12 protein-coding genes are annotated in these 15,856 nt (G+C 69.6%); 9 read left to right on the forward strand and 3 right to left on the reverse strand.

The genetic code is table 11. From position 1 onward, the window contains the following. Positions 1-70: 70 nt before the first annotated feature. Genes ABE488_RS03535 through ABE488_RS03545 form a run of 3 tightly spaced genes read left to right on the forward strand, consistent with a single transcriptional unit; the run spans position 71 to position 3,307 of the window. The gene (locus tag ABE488_RS03535) at positions 71-778 is read left to right on the forward strand and encodes a SapC family protein (RefSeq protein WP_346444228.1); all 708 of its coding nucleotides are present in this window, start codon (positions 71-73) and stop codon (positions 776-778) included. After that, on the forward strand, positions 762-1,781 hold the full coding sequence (locus ABE488_RS03540) for a cupin-like domain-containing protein (protein ID WP_346444227.1): 1,020 nt from the start codon (positions 762-764) through the stop codon (positions 1,779-1,781). Before ABE488_RS03535 ends, ABE488_RS03540 begins: the two co-directional genes overlap by 17 nt. An 8-nt stretch (positions 1,782-1,789) precedes the next feature. Continuing rightward, positions 1,790-3,307 carry a tryptophan halogenase family protein gene (locus tag ABE488_RS03545; protein ID WP_346444226.1) on the forward strand — a complete coding sequence of 506 codons (1,518 nt, stop codon included), beginning with the start codon at positions 1,790-1,792 and terminating at the stop codon, positions 3,305-3,307. A 60-nt stretch (positions 3,308-3,367) separates the two neighbouring features. Here ABE488_RS03545 and ABE488_RS03550 read toward each other — a convergent pair whose 3' ends face one another. Both ABE488_RS03550 and ABE488_RS03555 read right to left on the reverse strand, forming a co-directional pair. Then, positions 3,368-4,798 (reverse strand): sugar porter family MFS transporter, encoded by a 1,431-nt coding sequence (locus ABE488_RS03550; protein ID WP_346444225.1) that lies wholly within the window; start codon positions 4,796-4,798, stop codon positions 3,368-3,370. Between the two features lie 175 nt (positions 4,799-4,973). Then, positions 4,974-5,981 (reverse strand): LacI family DNA-binding transcriptional regulator, encoded by a 1,008-nt coding sequence (locus tag ABE488_RS03555; protein WP_346444224.1) that lies wholly within the window; start codon positions 5,979-5,981, stop codon positions 4,974-4,976. A gap of 195 nt (positions 5,982-6,176) precedes the next feature. Here ABE488_RS03555 and ABE488_RS03560 point away from each other — a divergent pair, with 195 nt between their 5' ends. The 6 genes from ABE488_RS03560 (at position 6,177) to ABE488_RS03585 (ending at position 14,982) form a co-directional block, all read left to right on the forward strand. Continuing rightward, the gene (locus ABE488_RS03560) at positions 6,177-8,777 is read left to right on the forward strand and encodes an exo 1,3/1,4-beta-D-glucan glucohydrolase (protein WP_346444223.1); all 2,601 of its coding nucleotides are present in this window, start codon (positions 6,177-6,179) and stop codon (positions 8,775-8,777) included. 343 nt (positions 8,778-9,120) lie between these two features. Continuing rightward, on the forward strand, positions 9,121-9,816 hold the full coding sequence (locus ABE488_RS03565) for a glutathione binding-like protein (RefSeq protein WP_346444222.1): 696 nt from the start codon (positions 9,121-9,123) through the stop codon (positions 9,814-9,816). Positions 9,817-9,893: 77 nt separating this feature from the next. Further along, positions 9,894-10,256, forward strand: a complete 363-nt coding sequence (locus tag ABE488_RS03570; RefSeq protein WP_346444221.1) for a hypothetical protein — start codon at positions 9,894-9,896, stop codon at positions 10,254-10,256. 64 nt (positions 10,257-10,320) lie between these two features. Further along, complete coding sequence (locus ABE488_RS03575; RefSeq protein WP_346447187.1) at positions 10,321-12,597, forward strand: S9 family peptidase; 2,277 nt, start codon at positions 10,321-10,323, stop codon at positions 12,595-12,597. A gap of 20 nt (positions 12,598-12,617) precedes the next feature. After that, positions 12,618-13,109, forward strand: a complete 492-nt coding sequence (locus tag ABE488_RS03580) for a cytochrome c oxidase assembly factor Coa1 family protein (RefSeq protein WP_346447188.1) — start codon at positions 12,618-12,620, stop codon at positions 13,107-13,109. 67 nt (positions 13,110-13,176) lie between these two features. Then, positions 13,177-14,982, forward strand: a complete 1,806-nt coding sequence (locus ABE488_RS03585; RefSeq protein ID WP_346447189.1) for a DUF885 domain-containing protein — start codon at positions 13,177-13,179, stop codon at positions 14,980-14,982. A 60-nt stretch (positions 14,983-15,042) separates the two neighbouring features. Here ABE488_RS03585 and ABE488_RS03590 read toward each other — a convergent pair whose 3' ends face one another. After that, positions 15,043-15,738, reverse strand: coding sequence for an ElyC/SanA/YdcF family protein (locus tag ABE488_RS03590; RefSeq protein ID WP_346447190.1), 696 nt, complete (start codon positions 15,736-15,738; stop codon positions 15,043-15,045). Positions 15,739-15,856 lie beyond the last annotated feature (118 nt).

The raw sequence follows: 15,856 nt of genomic DNA on the forward strand, positions 1-15,856 counted from the left end.
TACGGCGCACGGCTGCAAGCCGCGCGCCGTACCGACCGCCCGCCGTCCCGATATCGCGCAGGTCCCGGAGATGCCCCGACACGTCCCGCTCGACAGCATCGAACACCGCACGCTGGGCGTAGAGACCGCGCGCGGTGCTTCGCTGGGCGATGGCGTGATGCTGGCGCAGACCTTTCCCGGCGAGTTCCGCGACATCCAGGCGCACTACCCGATCGTGTTCCACCAGGATGCGCAGGACCGCATCCAGCCGTTGGCCTTGTTCGGTCTGGAGCGAGGGTACAACGTCTTCCTCGTCGACGGGCGATGGGACGCGGCCTACATCCCACTGGCGATGGAGCGCCAACCGTTCCTGATCGGTCACAGCGAGGCGGGCCCGACGATCCACGTCGATCTCGACAGTCCTCGATTACGCACGGATGGCGGACAGCCGCTGTTTCTCGAGCACGGCGGCTTGAGCCCGTTGCTTGCGCGCGTGCAGACGGTACTGCAAGCGCTTCACGACGGGCTGGCGACGGTGCCCGGGTTCGTCGCTGCATTGGCCGCCCATCAGTTGCTCGAGCCCCTCGCACTGGAGGTCCGGCTCGACAGCGGCCGCACGCTGCGGCTCGACGGCCTGCTGACGATCGCCGAGGACCGCGTCCGCAGCTTGGCGCCCGATACCGCCGGCCAGTTGCACGCCGCCGGTCACCTGGAGGCCATCCACATGGCGATGGCCTCGATGTCGCGACTGCGCGACCTCATCGACCGGACCAACCGTACCGATGGCCTGGTCCGCTGACCCCATCGCCGAGCGGCAGGATCTGCGTCCGGACGCGCTTCCGGACGAGATCCTGCGCAGCCAGACGCCGGTCGTGCTGCGTGGCCTGGTTGCGGACTGGCCGCTGGTGCGCGCCGCACGCGAAAGCGCGCAGGCCGCTGCCGGCTACCTGGCCGATCTTGCGCGCGAAGACGCGCCGCCGGTGGTCGTCACAGTCGGGCCACCGGAGATCGCGGGCCGCTTCTTCTACACCCCATCGCTTGACGGCTTCAACTTCAGGCGCGAGCAGGTGCCGCTGCCGGTGGTGCTGCGCACGCTGCTGAACTATCTCGACGATCCCGCGCCACCCGCGATCTATGTGGCCTCGACGACGATCGACACCTGGCTGCCGGGATTGCGCGGCGACAACGTCGTCGGGCTGGGCGAACGCACACCGCTGGCGAGCATCTGGATCGGCAATCGCACGCGCATTGCCGCACACCAGGACCTGCCCGACAACCTGGCCTGTGTGGCCGCGGGCCGGCGGCGGGTCACCCTGTTTCCGCCCGACCAGCTCGCCAATCTGTATGTCGGTCCGCTCGACCTGACCCCGGCCGGCCAGCCGATCAGCCTGGTCGACTTCGCGGCGCCCGACCTTCAGCGCTTCCCCCGCTTCGCCGAGGCCATGCGCCATGCGCAGGTGGCCGAGCTCGCGGCCGGAGATGCGGTACTGATTCCGTCGATGTGGTGGCACCACATGGAGGGCCTGGAGCCCTTCAACGTGCTGGTGAACTACTGGTGGCGCCAATCGCCGGGTTGGATGGACACACCGATGGATGCGCTGATGCATGCGCTGCTGAGCGTGCGCGACCTGCCGCCGGCGCAACGGGCGATCTGGCGCGAGGTGTTCGAGCATTACGTCTTCGCCCCCGGCGACGCCACCGCCGCGCACATTCCCGATGCCGCACGCGGGGCGCTCGCCCCCCTGGATGCGGAACGCGCGCGCAGACTGCGTGCGCGGCTGCTGCAACGCCTCAACCGCTAAGGAGCGTCATGTCGCCATCGTCGCCGTCCGAGTCCTTATTGCCGCAGACACCCGTGCGGCGGGTCGTGATCGCCGGCGGTGGCACAGCCGGATGGATGGCCGCCGCCGCAATCTGCAAGCTGCTCGGCCGCACATTGGAGGTCACGCTGGTCGAGTCGGAGGATATCGGCACCATCGGCGTGGGCGAGGCGACGATTCCGACGATGCTCACGTTCCACCGGCTGCTCGGGATCGACGAGCAGGCCTTCATGGCGGCCTCGCAGGCGACGATCAAGCTCGGTATCTCCTTCGAGGGCTGGCGCAACACCGACCATCGCTATCTCCACTCGTTCGGCATCACCGGCAAGGACCACTGGAGCGCGGGGTTCCAGCATTTCTGGATGCGCGGCCGCGAGCGCGGCCTGGCCGAGGACTATCCGGCCTACTGCATCGAACTGCAGGCCGCGCTGCGGCACCGATTCGCCCATCTGTCCGACTACCGGATGAACTACGCCTACCATCTTGATGCCGGACGGTATGCCCGCTTCCTGCGCGGCATCAGCGAGACGCACGGCTGCAGGCGTATCGAGGGCCGGATCGGCGAGGTCGTCGCCGACCCGGACTCGGGCCTGATCCGCGCGCTGCAGCTGACCGACGGCCGCACGATCGAAGGCGACCTGTTCGTCGATTGCACCGGCTTTCGCGCGCTGCTGATCGGGCAGACGCTCGGCGTCGGCTTCGAGGACTGGTCGCACTGGCTGCTCAACGACAGCGCGATCGCGACCCAGACCGCGGCGGTCCGCCCGCCAGCCCCATACACGCGTGCGATCGCCGAGCCCTGGGGCTGGCAATGGCGCATCGCGCTGCAGCACCGCATGGGCAACGGCATCGTCTACGCCAGCCGCCATGTCGACGACGACACGGCCCGGGCGCGCCTGCTGTCGAGCATCGAAGGCGAGCGGCTGCGCGAGCCATTGCAACTGCGCTTCCGCCCCGGTCGCCGCCTGCAGAGCTGGCGCGGCAACTGCATCGCGCTCGGCCTGGCGGCCAGCTTCATCGAGCCGCTGGAGTCGACGACGATCCATCTGATCCAGCGCGGCATCGTCCGCTTGCTGCAGGCGTTCCCGCAGGTGCTCGCCGCGCCGGCCATCGCCGAATACAACGCGCGCATGGACGAGGAACTGCAGCACGTGCGCGACTTCGTGATCCTGCACTACCACGCCACCGAGCGGCGAGACTCGGCGTACTGGCGATATGTCGCGGAAATGCCGCTGCCCGACACGCTGCAGCATCGCATCGACCTGTTCCGAGAAACCGGCACCGTGTATCACGTGCCGGGCGAACTGTTCGCCGAGAACTCCTGGATCCAGGTGATGTTGGGCCAGGGCATCGTGCCCCGGCATCGCCACCCCGTCCCCGACCTCATGGGCGATGAAGAGCTGCGCGGCTTCCTTTCGGCGGTCCGCGCCGATGTGCAGCGCACGGTCGATGCGCTGCCCGCGCACCATGACTATCTGCAGCGCTATTGCCCGGCCGCGCCGGCCTGAACGCCCGCCGGCATCCCGCCCCCGGCACGGCGTTCGGGCGACGCGCCCCTCGACCCCGCCTCAGCCCTCCATCTGCTCCAGCGCGCGGCCCTTGGTCTCGCGGACGTACCTGAGCACGAAGCCCACCGAGACGAACGCGGCGACCATGTAGATCGCGTAGGCCGAGGCCAGGCCGATGCCGGCCAGCAGGACCGGGAAGCTCATGGTGATCGCGAAGTTCGAGGTCCATTGCGCGGCGCCGGCGACCGCCAGGCCCGAGCCGCGGATCTGGTTGGGGAACATCTCGCCGAGCATGACCCACATCACCGGGCCCCAGGACATGTTGAAGAACACCACGTAGGCATTGGCCGCGATCAGCGCCACCGTGCCCATGCCGTCCGGCAACTGCAGGTGTCCATCGACCAGCGCGCCGCTGGCAAACACCCAGGTCAGCACCGCCAGCGAGACCGCCATGCCGAGCGAGCCGATCCACAGCAGCGGCTTGCGGCCGATGCGGTCGATCAAGACCAGGGTGACCAAGCAGGCGCCGATGCTCAGCGCACCGGAGAGCACGTTGATCAGCAGCGCATCGCTTTCCGAGAAGCCGACCGCCTGCCACAACACCGCGCCGTAGTAGAACACCACGTTGATGCCGACCAGCTGCTGGAACGTCGCCAGACCGATGCCGACCCAGACGATCGGCCGGATGCGGCCACTCACCCGGTCGACCAGGTCCGACAGCCGCGGGCGATGCTGATCGCCGGCCAGCGAGCGTTCGATCTCGCCCAGCGTCGTCTGCGCCTGCACCGGGCCGTACAGCCGCGACAGCACCGCGAGCGCCTCGCCGTGGCGGCGCTTGACCATCAGGTAGCGCGGGCTCTCGGGAATCAGCATCAACAGCGCCAGGAACAGCAGCGACGGGAACGCCATCATCCAGAACATCCAGCGCCAGGCCGGCGCGCCCAGCCACAGCGCGTCGGTCGATGCGCCGGCGCTGCGGGCGAGCAGATAGTTGCTCAGGAAGGCCGCAAACAGGCCGGAAATGATCGCGATCTGCTGCACTGTCGCAAGCCGGCCCCGGTAGCGTGCCGGCGCCACTTCGGCGATATAGGCCGGCGACATCACGCTGGCCGCGCCGACCGCGAAGCCGCCGAGCACGCGCGCGGCGATGAACATCAACGAGCTGGTGGCCGCACCCGAGCCGATCGCGGACAACAGGAACAGCACCGCGGAAATGATCAACACGCTGCGTCGCCCCCAGCGATCGGCGAGCCGGCCGGCGAAGAACGCGCCGATCGCGCAGCCCAGCAGCATCGAGGCGACCTCGAAGCCCAGCGCGGCCTTGCTCGAACCGAAGGCCTGCTGCAGGCCGTCGACCGTTCCGTTGATGACGCCGCTGTCGAAGCCGAACAGGAAGCCGCCGATCGTGGCGACACAACTGATCAGGACGATGAATCGGGTGTTCTCGGCAGCGCGCGCGGACGCGTCGCCGGCAATGCTTGGGCTGCTCATATCCATGTCCCCGGAGTGGCACGTGCGACGCGGCGGATGCGCCGGCGCCGGTCAGGCTCGAATGCCGAAGATACCGGCTCGACGGCCCATTGTGCGTGCCCCAGCGCACGCTGTGTCCCAGCCATGCCGTCCCGGATGGACGGGAGCGACCGCGGCCGCCCCTTCGGCGCGCCGATCAGCGCGGCGCCGGGCCGGTAGAGCGGCGCAGCTGCAACGTATACGGCACCTCGACCATGCCGGCCTCGTCGCGATCGCGCAGCGCCTTGAGCAGTTCCAGCCCGGCCAATTGGCCCATCTCGCGCGTCGGCTGGCGCACCGTGGTCAGCGCGGGATGGATATGGCGCGAGATCGGGGTGTCGTCGAAGCCGCAGACCGAGACATCGCGCGGCACCTGCAGCCCGAGCTCGTACACCGCGCAGATCACACCGGCCGCCATGTCGTCGTTGGCCGCGAAGATCGCGGTCGGCGGCTCGGGTAGTGCCAGCAGTCGTGTTGCAGCGCGGAATCCCGATTCGTGCGAGAACTCGCCATCCACGACCAGGGCAGGATCGAAGGCCAGACCGGCCTCGCGCAGTCCGGCCCGATAGCCGGCCAAGCGCCAGCCGGTGGCACCGTGTGCGGGGTGCCCCTTGATGTGCGCGATGCGGCGATGCCCCAGCGAAACCAGGTGCGCGATCATCTCGCGCACCGCGCTGCCCTCGTCCACGGTCACGCCGACCCGTCGGTGCGCTTCCATCGGCGAGATGCTCGCGTAGGGCACGTCGAGCTCGTCGAGCCGCGCCAGCAGCGCCGGGTCGTCGGTGATCGGCGGCGTCAGCACCACCCCATCCAGGCGCGACTGCTCGACCATCGCCTCGACGGTGTCGACGATGTCGCGCGCGTCGTAGACCAGCGGCGCGAGCATCAGGTTGTAGTGGTGCGCCTTGCAGGCGTCGAGCAGGCCAAGCTCGACCTCCATCAGGTAGTTGCTCGACGGATTGTCGTAGAGCATCGCGACCAGGTATGAGCGGCGCCCGGCCAGCGTGCGCGCCGAGGGATGCGGCGTGTAGCGCAGCTTGCCGACCGCGGCCTCGACCCGCGCGCGCGTAGCCGCGGCGACGTTGGGCTCGCGGTTGAGCACCCGCGAGACGGTCTTCATGGACACGCCGGCCTCTGCGGCGACGTCCTCGATGCGGACACGCATGTAGTGGAATCCAGAGTCGGTGCGATTTCGCGACAGATTCTGCCAGACCGGCATCGACTTCATGATGGCGGCGCGGGGTCGGTCGCGGTTATGCCGCTCTGCAGCAAACATCGCGGACGGCTTGCGGTATTCTGCGGCGTACATGACAACGCTGTCAGCCAAGCTGACGACCACGTAGCGGAGGGGAACCCGACGATGTCCATCCAGCCCACACCGGCGGCCCGCCGGGGCGCCACTCGACCGGCCGGCCAGCGCCTGCTGGCCCTCGCCGCCGCACTCGCGCTGGCCGGCTGCGGCAACCAAGCGGCACCGGCGGCGGCAGCCAGCGCGACGCCTGGGAACACTGCCGATGCCGGTGCGATCGATCCAGCCAACTGGCCCGAAACGCGCTGGCCGCTCGCCGAGGACGCGGCGCTGGAGCAGAAGATCACCGACCTGATGGCCACGATGACGCTCGAGGAAAAAGTCGGCCAGATCGTCCAGGGCGACATCGCCGACATCACGCCCGACGACCTGCGCAAGTATCGGCTTGGCTCGATCCTGGCCGGCGGCAACTCCGATCCAGGTGGCCGCTACGATGCATCGCCCGCCGAATGGCTGGCGCTGGCGGATGCCTTCTGGGAAGCCTCGATGGACACCTCGGGCGGTGGCAAGGCGATCCCGGTGATCTTCGGCATCGATGCCGTGCACGGCCAGAGCAACATCGTCGGCGCCACCCTGTTCCCGCACAACATCGGCCTGGGCGCAACGCGCAACCCGGAGCTGATGCGCGAGATCGGCCGCGTCACCGCGATCGAGACCCGCGCCACCGGCATGGAATGGGCGTTCGCGCCGACCGTCGCCGTGCCGCAAGACGACCGCTGGGGCCGCACCTACGAGGGCTACTCCGAGTCGCCCGACATCGTCGCCGCGTTCGCACCGGCGGTGGTCGAGGGCATGCAGGGCAAGCCCGGCGCGCCGGACTTCCTCGACGATCACCATGTGATGGTCTCGGTCAAGCACTACCTCGGCGACGGCGGCACCGCCGGCGGCAAGGACCAGGGCGAGACCGCTGTGACCGAAGCGCAGTTGCGCGATATCCACGGCGCAGGCTATCCGCCGGCGATCGCGGCGGGGGCGCAGGCGGTCATGGCCTCGTTCAACAGCGTGCACGGCCAGCGCATGCACGGGCACAAGACCTTGCTGACCGACGTCCTCAAGGACCGCATGAACTTCGGCGGTTTCGTCGTCGGCGACTGGAACGGCCACGGCCAGCTTCCCGGCTGCACGACCACCGATTGCGCGTCGACCTTCAACGCCGGTCTCGACATGGCGATGGCGCCCGACAGCTGGCGGGGACTGTACGAAAGCACGGTCAAGCACGCGCAGTCGGGCGAGCTGCCGATGGCGCGGCTCGACGATGCGGTGCGTCGCATTCTGCGCGTCAAGTTCCGCATGGGCCTGTTCGATGCACCCAAGCCGTCGGCGCGTGCGCTGGGTGGGAAGTTCGAACTGCTCGGTGCGCCGGAACACCGCGAGGTCGCACGCCGCGCGGTGCGCGAATCGTTGGTGCTGCTCAAGAACGACGGCGTGCTGCCGATCGCGCCGAAGCAGCGCGTGCTGGTCGCCGGCGACGGCGCCGACGACATGGGCAAGCAGTCCGGTGGCTGGACACTCAACTGGCAGGGCACCGGCACCAAGCGTGCCGACTACCCCAACGGCGACACCATCTGGGACGGCATCCGCGCACAGGTCACCGCGGCCGGTGGCAGCGCGCAGCTCGCCGTCGATGGTACGTATCGGCAGAAGCCGGACGTGGCGATCGTGGTGTTCGGCGAAGATCCGTATGCCGAGTTCCTCGGCGACCTGCCGAACCTGCTCTACAAGCCCGGCAACGACGCCGACCTCGAACTGATCAAGCGCCTGCGCGCCGAAGGCATCCCGGTCGTCTCGGTGTTCCTGAGCGGCCGCCCGCTGTGGATGAACCGGGAGATCAACGCCTCCAACGCTTTCGTCGCGGCGTGGTTGCCGGGTTCGGAGGGCGCGGGCATCGCCGACGTGCTGCTGCGCGGCGCCGACGGCAATGTGCAGCACGACTTCAAGGGCAAGCTGAGCTTCTCGTGGCCGCGACGCGGCGACCAGTACGCGAACAACGTCGGCATGGAGGGCTACGACCCGTTGTTCGCCTTCGGCCATGGCCTGAGCTACGCCGAGGACGGCAACCTGGCCGCACTGCCGGAAGATGCCGGCGTCAGCGCTGAGGACGGCAAGGACGCGGGCTACTTCGCCCGCGGCGTCCCCGGTCCCGGCCTGCGCCTGGTGGTGACCGGAACCGACGGTCGCGGCGCGGACGTGCTGCACCCGCGCGTCGCCACGCCCGACGGCACGCTGACACTGGCCGCGGTCGACTACCAAACCCAGGAAGGCGCACGCCTGCTGACCTGGACCGGCAACGCGACCGCCGAACTGCTGTCGCATTCGCCGTTCGACCTCAGCCGCGAGACCAACGGCGATTCGCTGCTGCTCGCCACCGTGCGTGTGGATGCTGTGCCCGCCGCCGGTGACGTCACGCTGTTCGCCGGCTGCGGCGAGGGCTGCGAGGCCCGGCTGCCGGTCGGCCCATGGCTGGGCTCGCTGCCGCGCGGTGAATGGACGACGATCGGCGTGCCGCTCAAGTGCCTCACGGCCGCCGGCCTCGACGCCACCCGCGTCAGCACGCCGTTCGCGCTGCGCGCACCCGCTGGCCTGACGCTGGGCGTGGCCGATATCCGCGTCGGCACCGACGCCGCACACCGCCTGGACTGCAAGACCCAGTAAGCGCGCGCAGTCGCTTGCCCCCTTCCCCCGCCTGCCGGCATTGCGCCCGTCAGGGGTGGAAGGCTGGGCCGTGGATTGCCCCTTCCTCCGCTCGCGGGGGAAGGTTGGGATGGGGGCCAACGGCCGTCCGCCAAGAAAATCGGTCTGCGGACCAGAGCCCGCCCGAATCAGCGCCGGCTTGCCCCAGCGTTGGCCCCACCCAAGTCTCCCGCCGCCGGACAGGGTTGCGTGCTCGCCCCCGCGCTCCCAGGCCACATCACCGCAACGCAGCGTGCGCCGCGTCACCACGCCGCGTGACGGCAGCACCCCTAGACTCGACGCACCTGTCTTTTGGAGCGTCGCCATGATCGACCTGCATTACTGGCCCACCCCCAACGGCCACAAGGTCACGCTGTTTCTCGAGGAAGCCGGACTCGATTACACGATCCACCCGGTCAACATCGGCAAGGGCGACCAGTTCAAGCCCGAGTTCCTCGCGTTTTCGCCGAACAACAAGATGCCCGCGATCGTCGATCACGCGCCGGCCGACGGCGGCGCGCCGCAGACGGTGTTCGAATCGGGCGCGATCCTGCTGTATCTGGCCGAGAAGACCGGCCGCTTCCTTCCCGCCGAACCGCGCACGCGCATCGAAGCGATCGAATGGCTGTTCTGGCAGATGGCAGGCTTGGGCCCGATGACCGGCCAGTACGGCCACTTCAACGTCTACGCGCCCGAGAAGATTCCCTACGCGATCGAGCGCTACACCAATGAAGCCAACCGGCTGCTGCAGGTGCTCGACACCCGGCTGGCAGGTCGCGAGTTCATCGCCGGCGATGCCTATTCGATCGCCGACATGGCCGCCTACCCGTGGATCGGCGTCTACGACAAGGCCCCGATCGATATGACGCCCTATCCCGAGATCCGCCGCTGGCACGCCGCAATCCAGGCCCGCCCGGCGACGCAGCGCGCCTACGCGAAAGCGCGGGCGGTCAATCCGGACGCCGGCAAGCCGTTGAGCGAGGAAGAGAAGAAGCAGCTGTTCGGGCAGGGCCGCCGCTGAGGCGACGCATCCGGGGTGCGCACGCCCGACACCCTGCGTAGGATCGAAACTCCACTCCGGCCCCAAGGACGCGCCCGATGCGAGCGATCCCTCTATGCGCCGCGGCCTGCCTGCTCGCCGCGTGCGCATCGACACCAACCGCGGCTCCCGTCTCCGCTCCCCTCGCCGATGCCGCCCGCTGCGACGCGCTCGCCGGCGACGGCTGGCGGCGAATCCCCGCGCCCAAGGTCGCCGCCGAATTGCTTGCGCTGGCCTACGTCGCCACGCCCCCGACGCAGGCGCGCTGGTACGTCGCCAACGACGGCCGGCATGCGGCCTGCCTGCCACCCGATGCCGGCACCTCCTGCGGCCATGTCCTGCACACCTTCCAGCCGCAGATCCATCGAATGTGGAGCTGGTCGGGCAGTGCCGCACGGAGCGAGGCCTGTCCAGCGGGCTGATGCCACGCACAAGGCAGCGCACGAGCAGCCGATACACTCCCCTCCCCGCTTCACTGGATTCGCCATGCGCTCCGTTCTTGCCGCTGCCGCCTTGATGCTCGCCACGACCGCCACCGACACGCTCGCCACGACACCGCCTGCGGACGGTCGTCTCACGCTCGAGGCGATCACCGGCGATGCGCCGTTGTCAGGGCCAACGTTGCTCAAGCCGCAGGTCGCGCCGGATGGGTCGCGGGTGACGTTCCTGCGCGGCAAGGATGAGAACCGCAACCAGTTCGACCTGTGGGAGTACGACATCGCCAGCGGGCAGACCCGCATGCTGGTCGATTCGAAGGTCGTGCTGCCGGGCGAGGAGACGCTCAGCGACGAGGAGAAGGCCCGACGCGAGCGTCAGCGCATCGCCGGACAATCAGGCATCGTCGATTACCAGTGGGCGCCCGATGCGCGCACACTGCTGTTCCCGCTCGGCGGCGAGCTGTATCTCTACGATCTGGCGAAGACCGGGCGCGATGCGGTCCGCCAGCTCACGAATGGCGGCGGGTTCGCCACCGATCCGAAGGTCTCGCCGCGCGGCGGCTTCGTGAGCTTCATCAGGGCGCGCGATCTGTGGGTGGTGGATCTGGCGAGCGGCGAAGAGCGCCGACTGACCACCGACGGCAGCGCGACGATCGGCAACGGCGTGGCCGAGTTCGTGGCCGACGAGGAAATGGACCGGCACACGGGCTACTGGTGGGCGCCCGACGACAGCGCGATCGCGTATGCGCGCATCGACGAGTCGCCGGTGCCGGTGCAGAAGCGCTACGAGGTCTATCCCGATCGCACCGATGTCGTCGAGCAGCGCTATCCGGCGGCCGGCGACGACAATGTGCGCGTCTCGCTGCACGTGGTCGCGCCGCAGGGCGGAACCGCGACCGCCATCGACCTCGGCTCCGATCCGGACATCTATCTCGCTCGTGTGCAGTGGCGCGATGCGCAGCGACTGACGTTCCAGCGTCAGTCGCGCGACCAGCAGACGCTGGAACTGATCGAGGCCACGCTCGCCACCGGCCGCCAGCGCACACTGCTCGTCGAGCGCAGCCGCACCTGGGTTCCGCTGCACGACGACCTGCGGTTCCTCACCGACGGTCGCTTCGTGTGGTCCTCGGAGCGCGACGGCTTCCAGCATCTGTACGTGATGAGCGAGGACGGCCGCCGGGCGACGCAGCTCACGCGCGGCGACTGGCCGGTCGATGCGCTGCTGGCCGTCGACGAGGCCGCTGGCCTGGTGTACTTCCGCGCGGGCATGGCACTGGAGGACGGCAAGGCCGTCGCCCAGCCGATCGAGTCGCGGCTCTACAGCGTCGGGCTCGACGGCCGGCAGGCCTATACCGCGCTGTCGACGGCGCCTGGCATGCACACCGCCAGCTTCGCGCGCAACGCGTCGGTCTACGTCGACAGCTGGTCGAACACCACGACCCCGCCGCAGATCGCGCTGCACCGGGCCGACGGCACGCAGGTCGCCACGCTGGTCGACAACGACCTCGCCGCGGCCGACCACCCCTATGCGCCCTATCGGGCCGCGCACCTGCCTACCGAGTTCGGCACGCTGACCGCCGCCGACGGGCGCACACCGTTGCATTACTCGCTGATCCGGCCCGCCGACTTCGATGCGTCCAAGCGTTATCCGGTCGTGGTGTACGTCTATGGCGGGCCGGCGTCGCAGACCGTGCTCGACACCTGGCCCGGGCGCGCCGACGCGAGCTTCCACCAGTACCTGGCGCAGCGTGGCTACGTGGTGTTCTCGCTCGACAATCGCGGCACACCGCGGCGCGGCCGCGAGTTCGGCGGTGCACTGTATCGGCGCCAGGGCACGGTCGAGGTCGAGGACCAGGTCCGCGGCGTGGACTGGTTGAAGGCGCAGCCGTGGGTCGACGGCGACCGCATCGCGGTCAACGGCTGGTCGAACGGCGGTTACATGACGCTGATGCTGCTGGGCAAGGCGCCGGAGGCGTATGCCTGCGGCGTCGCCGGCGCACCGGTCGCCGACTGGGCGCTCTACGACACGCACTACACCGAGCGTTACATGGGGCTGCCCAATGCCAACGTGGACGGGTATCGCGAGGCCAGCGTGTTCACCCACGCAGGCAACATCCGGCCCAACGCCTTGCTGCTGATCCACGGCATGGCCGACGACAACGTGCTGTTCACCAACGCCACGCAGCTGATGAGCCAGCTGCAATCGGCCGGCACCCCGTTCGAGCTGATGACCTACCCCGGCGCCAAGCATGGCCTGCGCGGTCGCGACGCATTGCATCGCTATCGCACCACCGAGGCCTTCCTGCAACGCTGCCTCGCACGCTGACCTTAGCCGGAGTCTCGCGAATGGTCGCCGTCCCGCCGCCTCTGCCCACCGGTCCTGCTGCCAGCCCGCCCTCGCGCGGCTGGTGGCGGCGGCACTGGAAGTGGGCGTTGCCCGTGGCCATCGTCACGGCGATCGCGCTGGCCGCCCTCGCAATCACGGCGCTGCTGTTCGGGGTGCGCAGCGCCCTGGTCGACTCGGACGTCTACCAGGATGCGGTGGCGCGGGCGCGTGCGGACCGGGAGATCATCGCGCTGATCGGCGAACCGATGACCGAGAGCTTCATGCCGGCAGGCAATATCAACACCTCGACCCTCGGCGGCGGTAGCGGCGAGGCCGGCCTCATGGTGACGCTGACCGGGCCCAAGGGTGCGGGCACGCTGTATGTCGAGGCCAAGCGCAAACGCGGCCACTGGCGCTATGGCTCGCTGTTCTTCATCAAGGCGACGGACGATGGCCGGGTGACCCTGGTCGACCCGGCAACCGGCTTGGGCGAGCCCGCGATCGCGCCCTGACTTCCGGGCATTGCCCTGGTGGGGCACGGGGTCTACGGTGGCCCGATCGCCGCCGCCGGATTTGTCCATGAAGCCGCTCGTCCTCGCCATCGCGCTGACCCTCGCCACGCCGTTCGCGGCCGGCGCCCACGCCGACCCTGCCGCCGCGACGGCATCCGCGGCGCAGCCGTCCGGGCCTGCCTGGGTCGCGCGCAGCAACGCGCTTGCACAGATCCTGATCGACGCCCAGGCACCGTTCCAGCCCGAGTCGGTCGGTTTCTTTGGCGTGCCCGGCTACGACGACCAAGTCGCCGATCTCGGGCCCGACCACGCCCGCCGTTACCGCGAGGCGATCGCCGGGGCGCGGGCGAAGCTGCAGACCCAGCTCGAGCTCGAGCGCGACCCGGATGTGCGCCAGGACCTGCAGATCCTGCTGACCAGCATCGACGACAGCATCGAGGGCAGCCTGCTCGAGGAGCGGTTCCTGCTGCCGTGGACCGATGCGCCGCAGCTGGTGTTCAACGGCATCAACGCCTTGCTCTCGACGCAGACGCCGCCCGAACGGCGCGGCCACGCGCTCGCACGCCTGCAGCGCTATGCAGGCCTTGTGCCCGGCAGCGTGCCGATCACGCAGCTGGCACGCGCGCGCTACGAAGAACGCCTGTCGGACACGACGCGGCTGCAGCCCACGCGCCGCGAAGTCGAACGCGCGCTCGAAAGCGCCGACACCTATGCCGCCGGCATCCGCGAGCTGTTCGCCGAGTACAAGATCGAGGGCGCCGATGCGGCGCTGGACGCGATCGCCAAGGAGATCGCCGACTACGCGCAGTGGACGCGCACCGTCGTGCTGCCCAAGGCACGCGAGGACACGCGGCTGCCACCCGAGCTCTACGCCTTCGGACTCAAACAGTACGGCACCGACATCGACCCGCAGCTGCTGATGCAGCGCGCGCAACTGGCCTTCATGGAGATCCGGGCGCAGATGCAGCAGCTCGCGCCGCTGGTCGCCAAGGACAAGGACATCGCCGCCACCGACTACCGCAAGGTGATCGCCGCGCTCAAGCGCGATGCGATTGCCGACGACCGGCTCCAAGCCAGCTACCGCGAGGTGATCGACGCGATCGATCCGATCATCGCGCGCGAGCGCATCGTCGACGTGCCACAGCGCGCGATGCAGATGCGGCTGGGGTCGGCCGCGGAATCGGCGGCCCAGCCCGCCCCGCATTTCCGCCCGGCGCCGCTGGTCGGCAACACCGGTCAGCAGGGCACGTTCGTGCTGCCGCTGGGCAACCCCGGCGGCGACGGCGAGGACGCAGCCTACGACGACTTCAATTTCGATGCGGTGCGCTGGACGCTCTCCGCGCACGAGGGCCGGCCGGGCCACGAGCTGCAGTTCACCGCGATGGTCGAGCGCGGGGTGTCGCTCGCGCGCTCGATGTTCGCGTTCAACTCGGTCAACGTCGAAGGCTGGGCGCTGTACGCCGAGGCCGAACTGGTGCCCTACGAGCCGCTCGACGGCCAGTTGGTCGCGCTGCAGTTCCGGCTGTTGCGCGCTGCCCGCGCGATGCTCGATCCGATGCTCAACCTGGGCCTGATCGACCGCGAGCGCGCCGGCCGCGTGCTCACCGACGAGGTGATGCTGTCGCCGGCGATGGCGCGCCAGGAGCTCGACCGCTACACCGTCAATGCGCCCGGCCAGGCAACCAGTTACTTCTACGGTTACACCCGCATCCTCGAACTGCGCATGCGCACCGAGTTGGCGCTGGGCGACCGCTTCGACCGCCTGGCCTTCAACAACTTCCTGCTCGACCAGGGCCTGCTGCCGCCCGCCCAGTTGGCCGAGGCGGTGGAGACCCGGTTCGTACCCGCGCAGCGCGCGCAGGCGACACGCTAGCGTCGACCGCTCGCAGGAGCGCCCTGGGCACCTGCGAGCGCGGCTTGGCGCGGTCTGCGCCTACCCCAGCCGCGCGAGCATCCGGCGATGGCCGATCAGCCGGGCCCAGCGCATCCCGACGTCCGTCCAACACAGGTAGGCGGCCTCGCCCGCGATCCGCCACCAGGTCGTCGGGCGCCAGGACAGCGTGGGTTCGGCGGCGCACAGCTCCCAGTCCAGGCCCAGGTGGCCGGCGAGCAGCGCGCAGCGTGCAAGGTGGTAGCGGCTGCTGAGCAGGGTGACCTGGCCCACGGGCGTCCCGGCCGATTGCGCCAGCAGCGCACGCGCGTTGCGCAGGTTCTGCAGGGTGTCGCGCGAGCAGTCCTCCAGCAGCAGCGGCGCATCGGCGGCGATCCCGCGGGCCAGCAGCGCCTCGCGGGCGAGCGCCGCCTCGGTCGGGGCGCCCTGAGGCCCGCCGCCGAGCAACAGCAGGCTGCGCGGCGCACGCGCATCCCACAACGTCGCGGCCCGGGCCAGCCGGGCCTGGAAATCCGCATCGAGCCGGCCTCCGGGCGCATGCTTGCCGAACAGCAGCACGCACTCCCCGCGCACCGGCGCGCAGGGCGCATGGCGCGCAACCCGCCACACGTGCACGACGTAGCCCACGTAGACCAGGCCCAGACTCAGCACGCAGGCGCTGGCCGCCACCACGAGCGCATGCAGCGCGTCGCGGTCGACGAGCAGGCGCAGCTTGTGCAGCAGGCGGGGACGGGACATGGCGCGGGTTTGCGCGACGGCGGTACTGGGGTGCGCCCTGAATTCTAGCCTCACGCCCGGTGGCTATACTCGGCCGTTTCCCAAGACGCCCCCCACGTGCCCCCATCGCAATCGTTGC

The sequence above is a fragment of the Luteimonas sp. TWI662 genome (assembly GCF_039673825.1).
GTDB lineage: Bacteria > Pseudomonadota > Gammaproteobacteria > Xanthomonadales > Xanthomonadaceae > Luteimonas.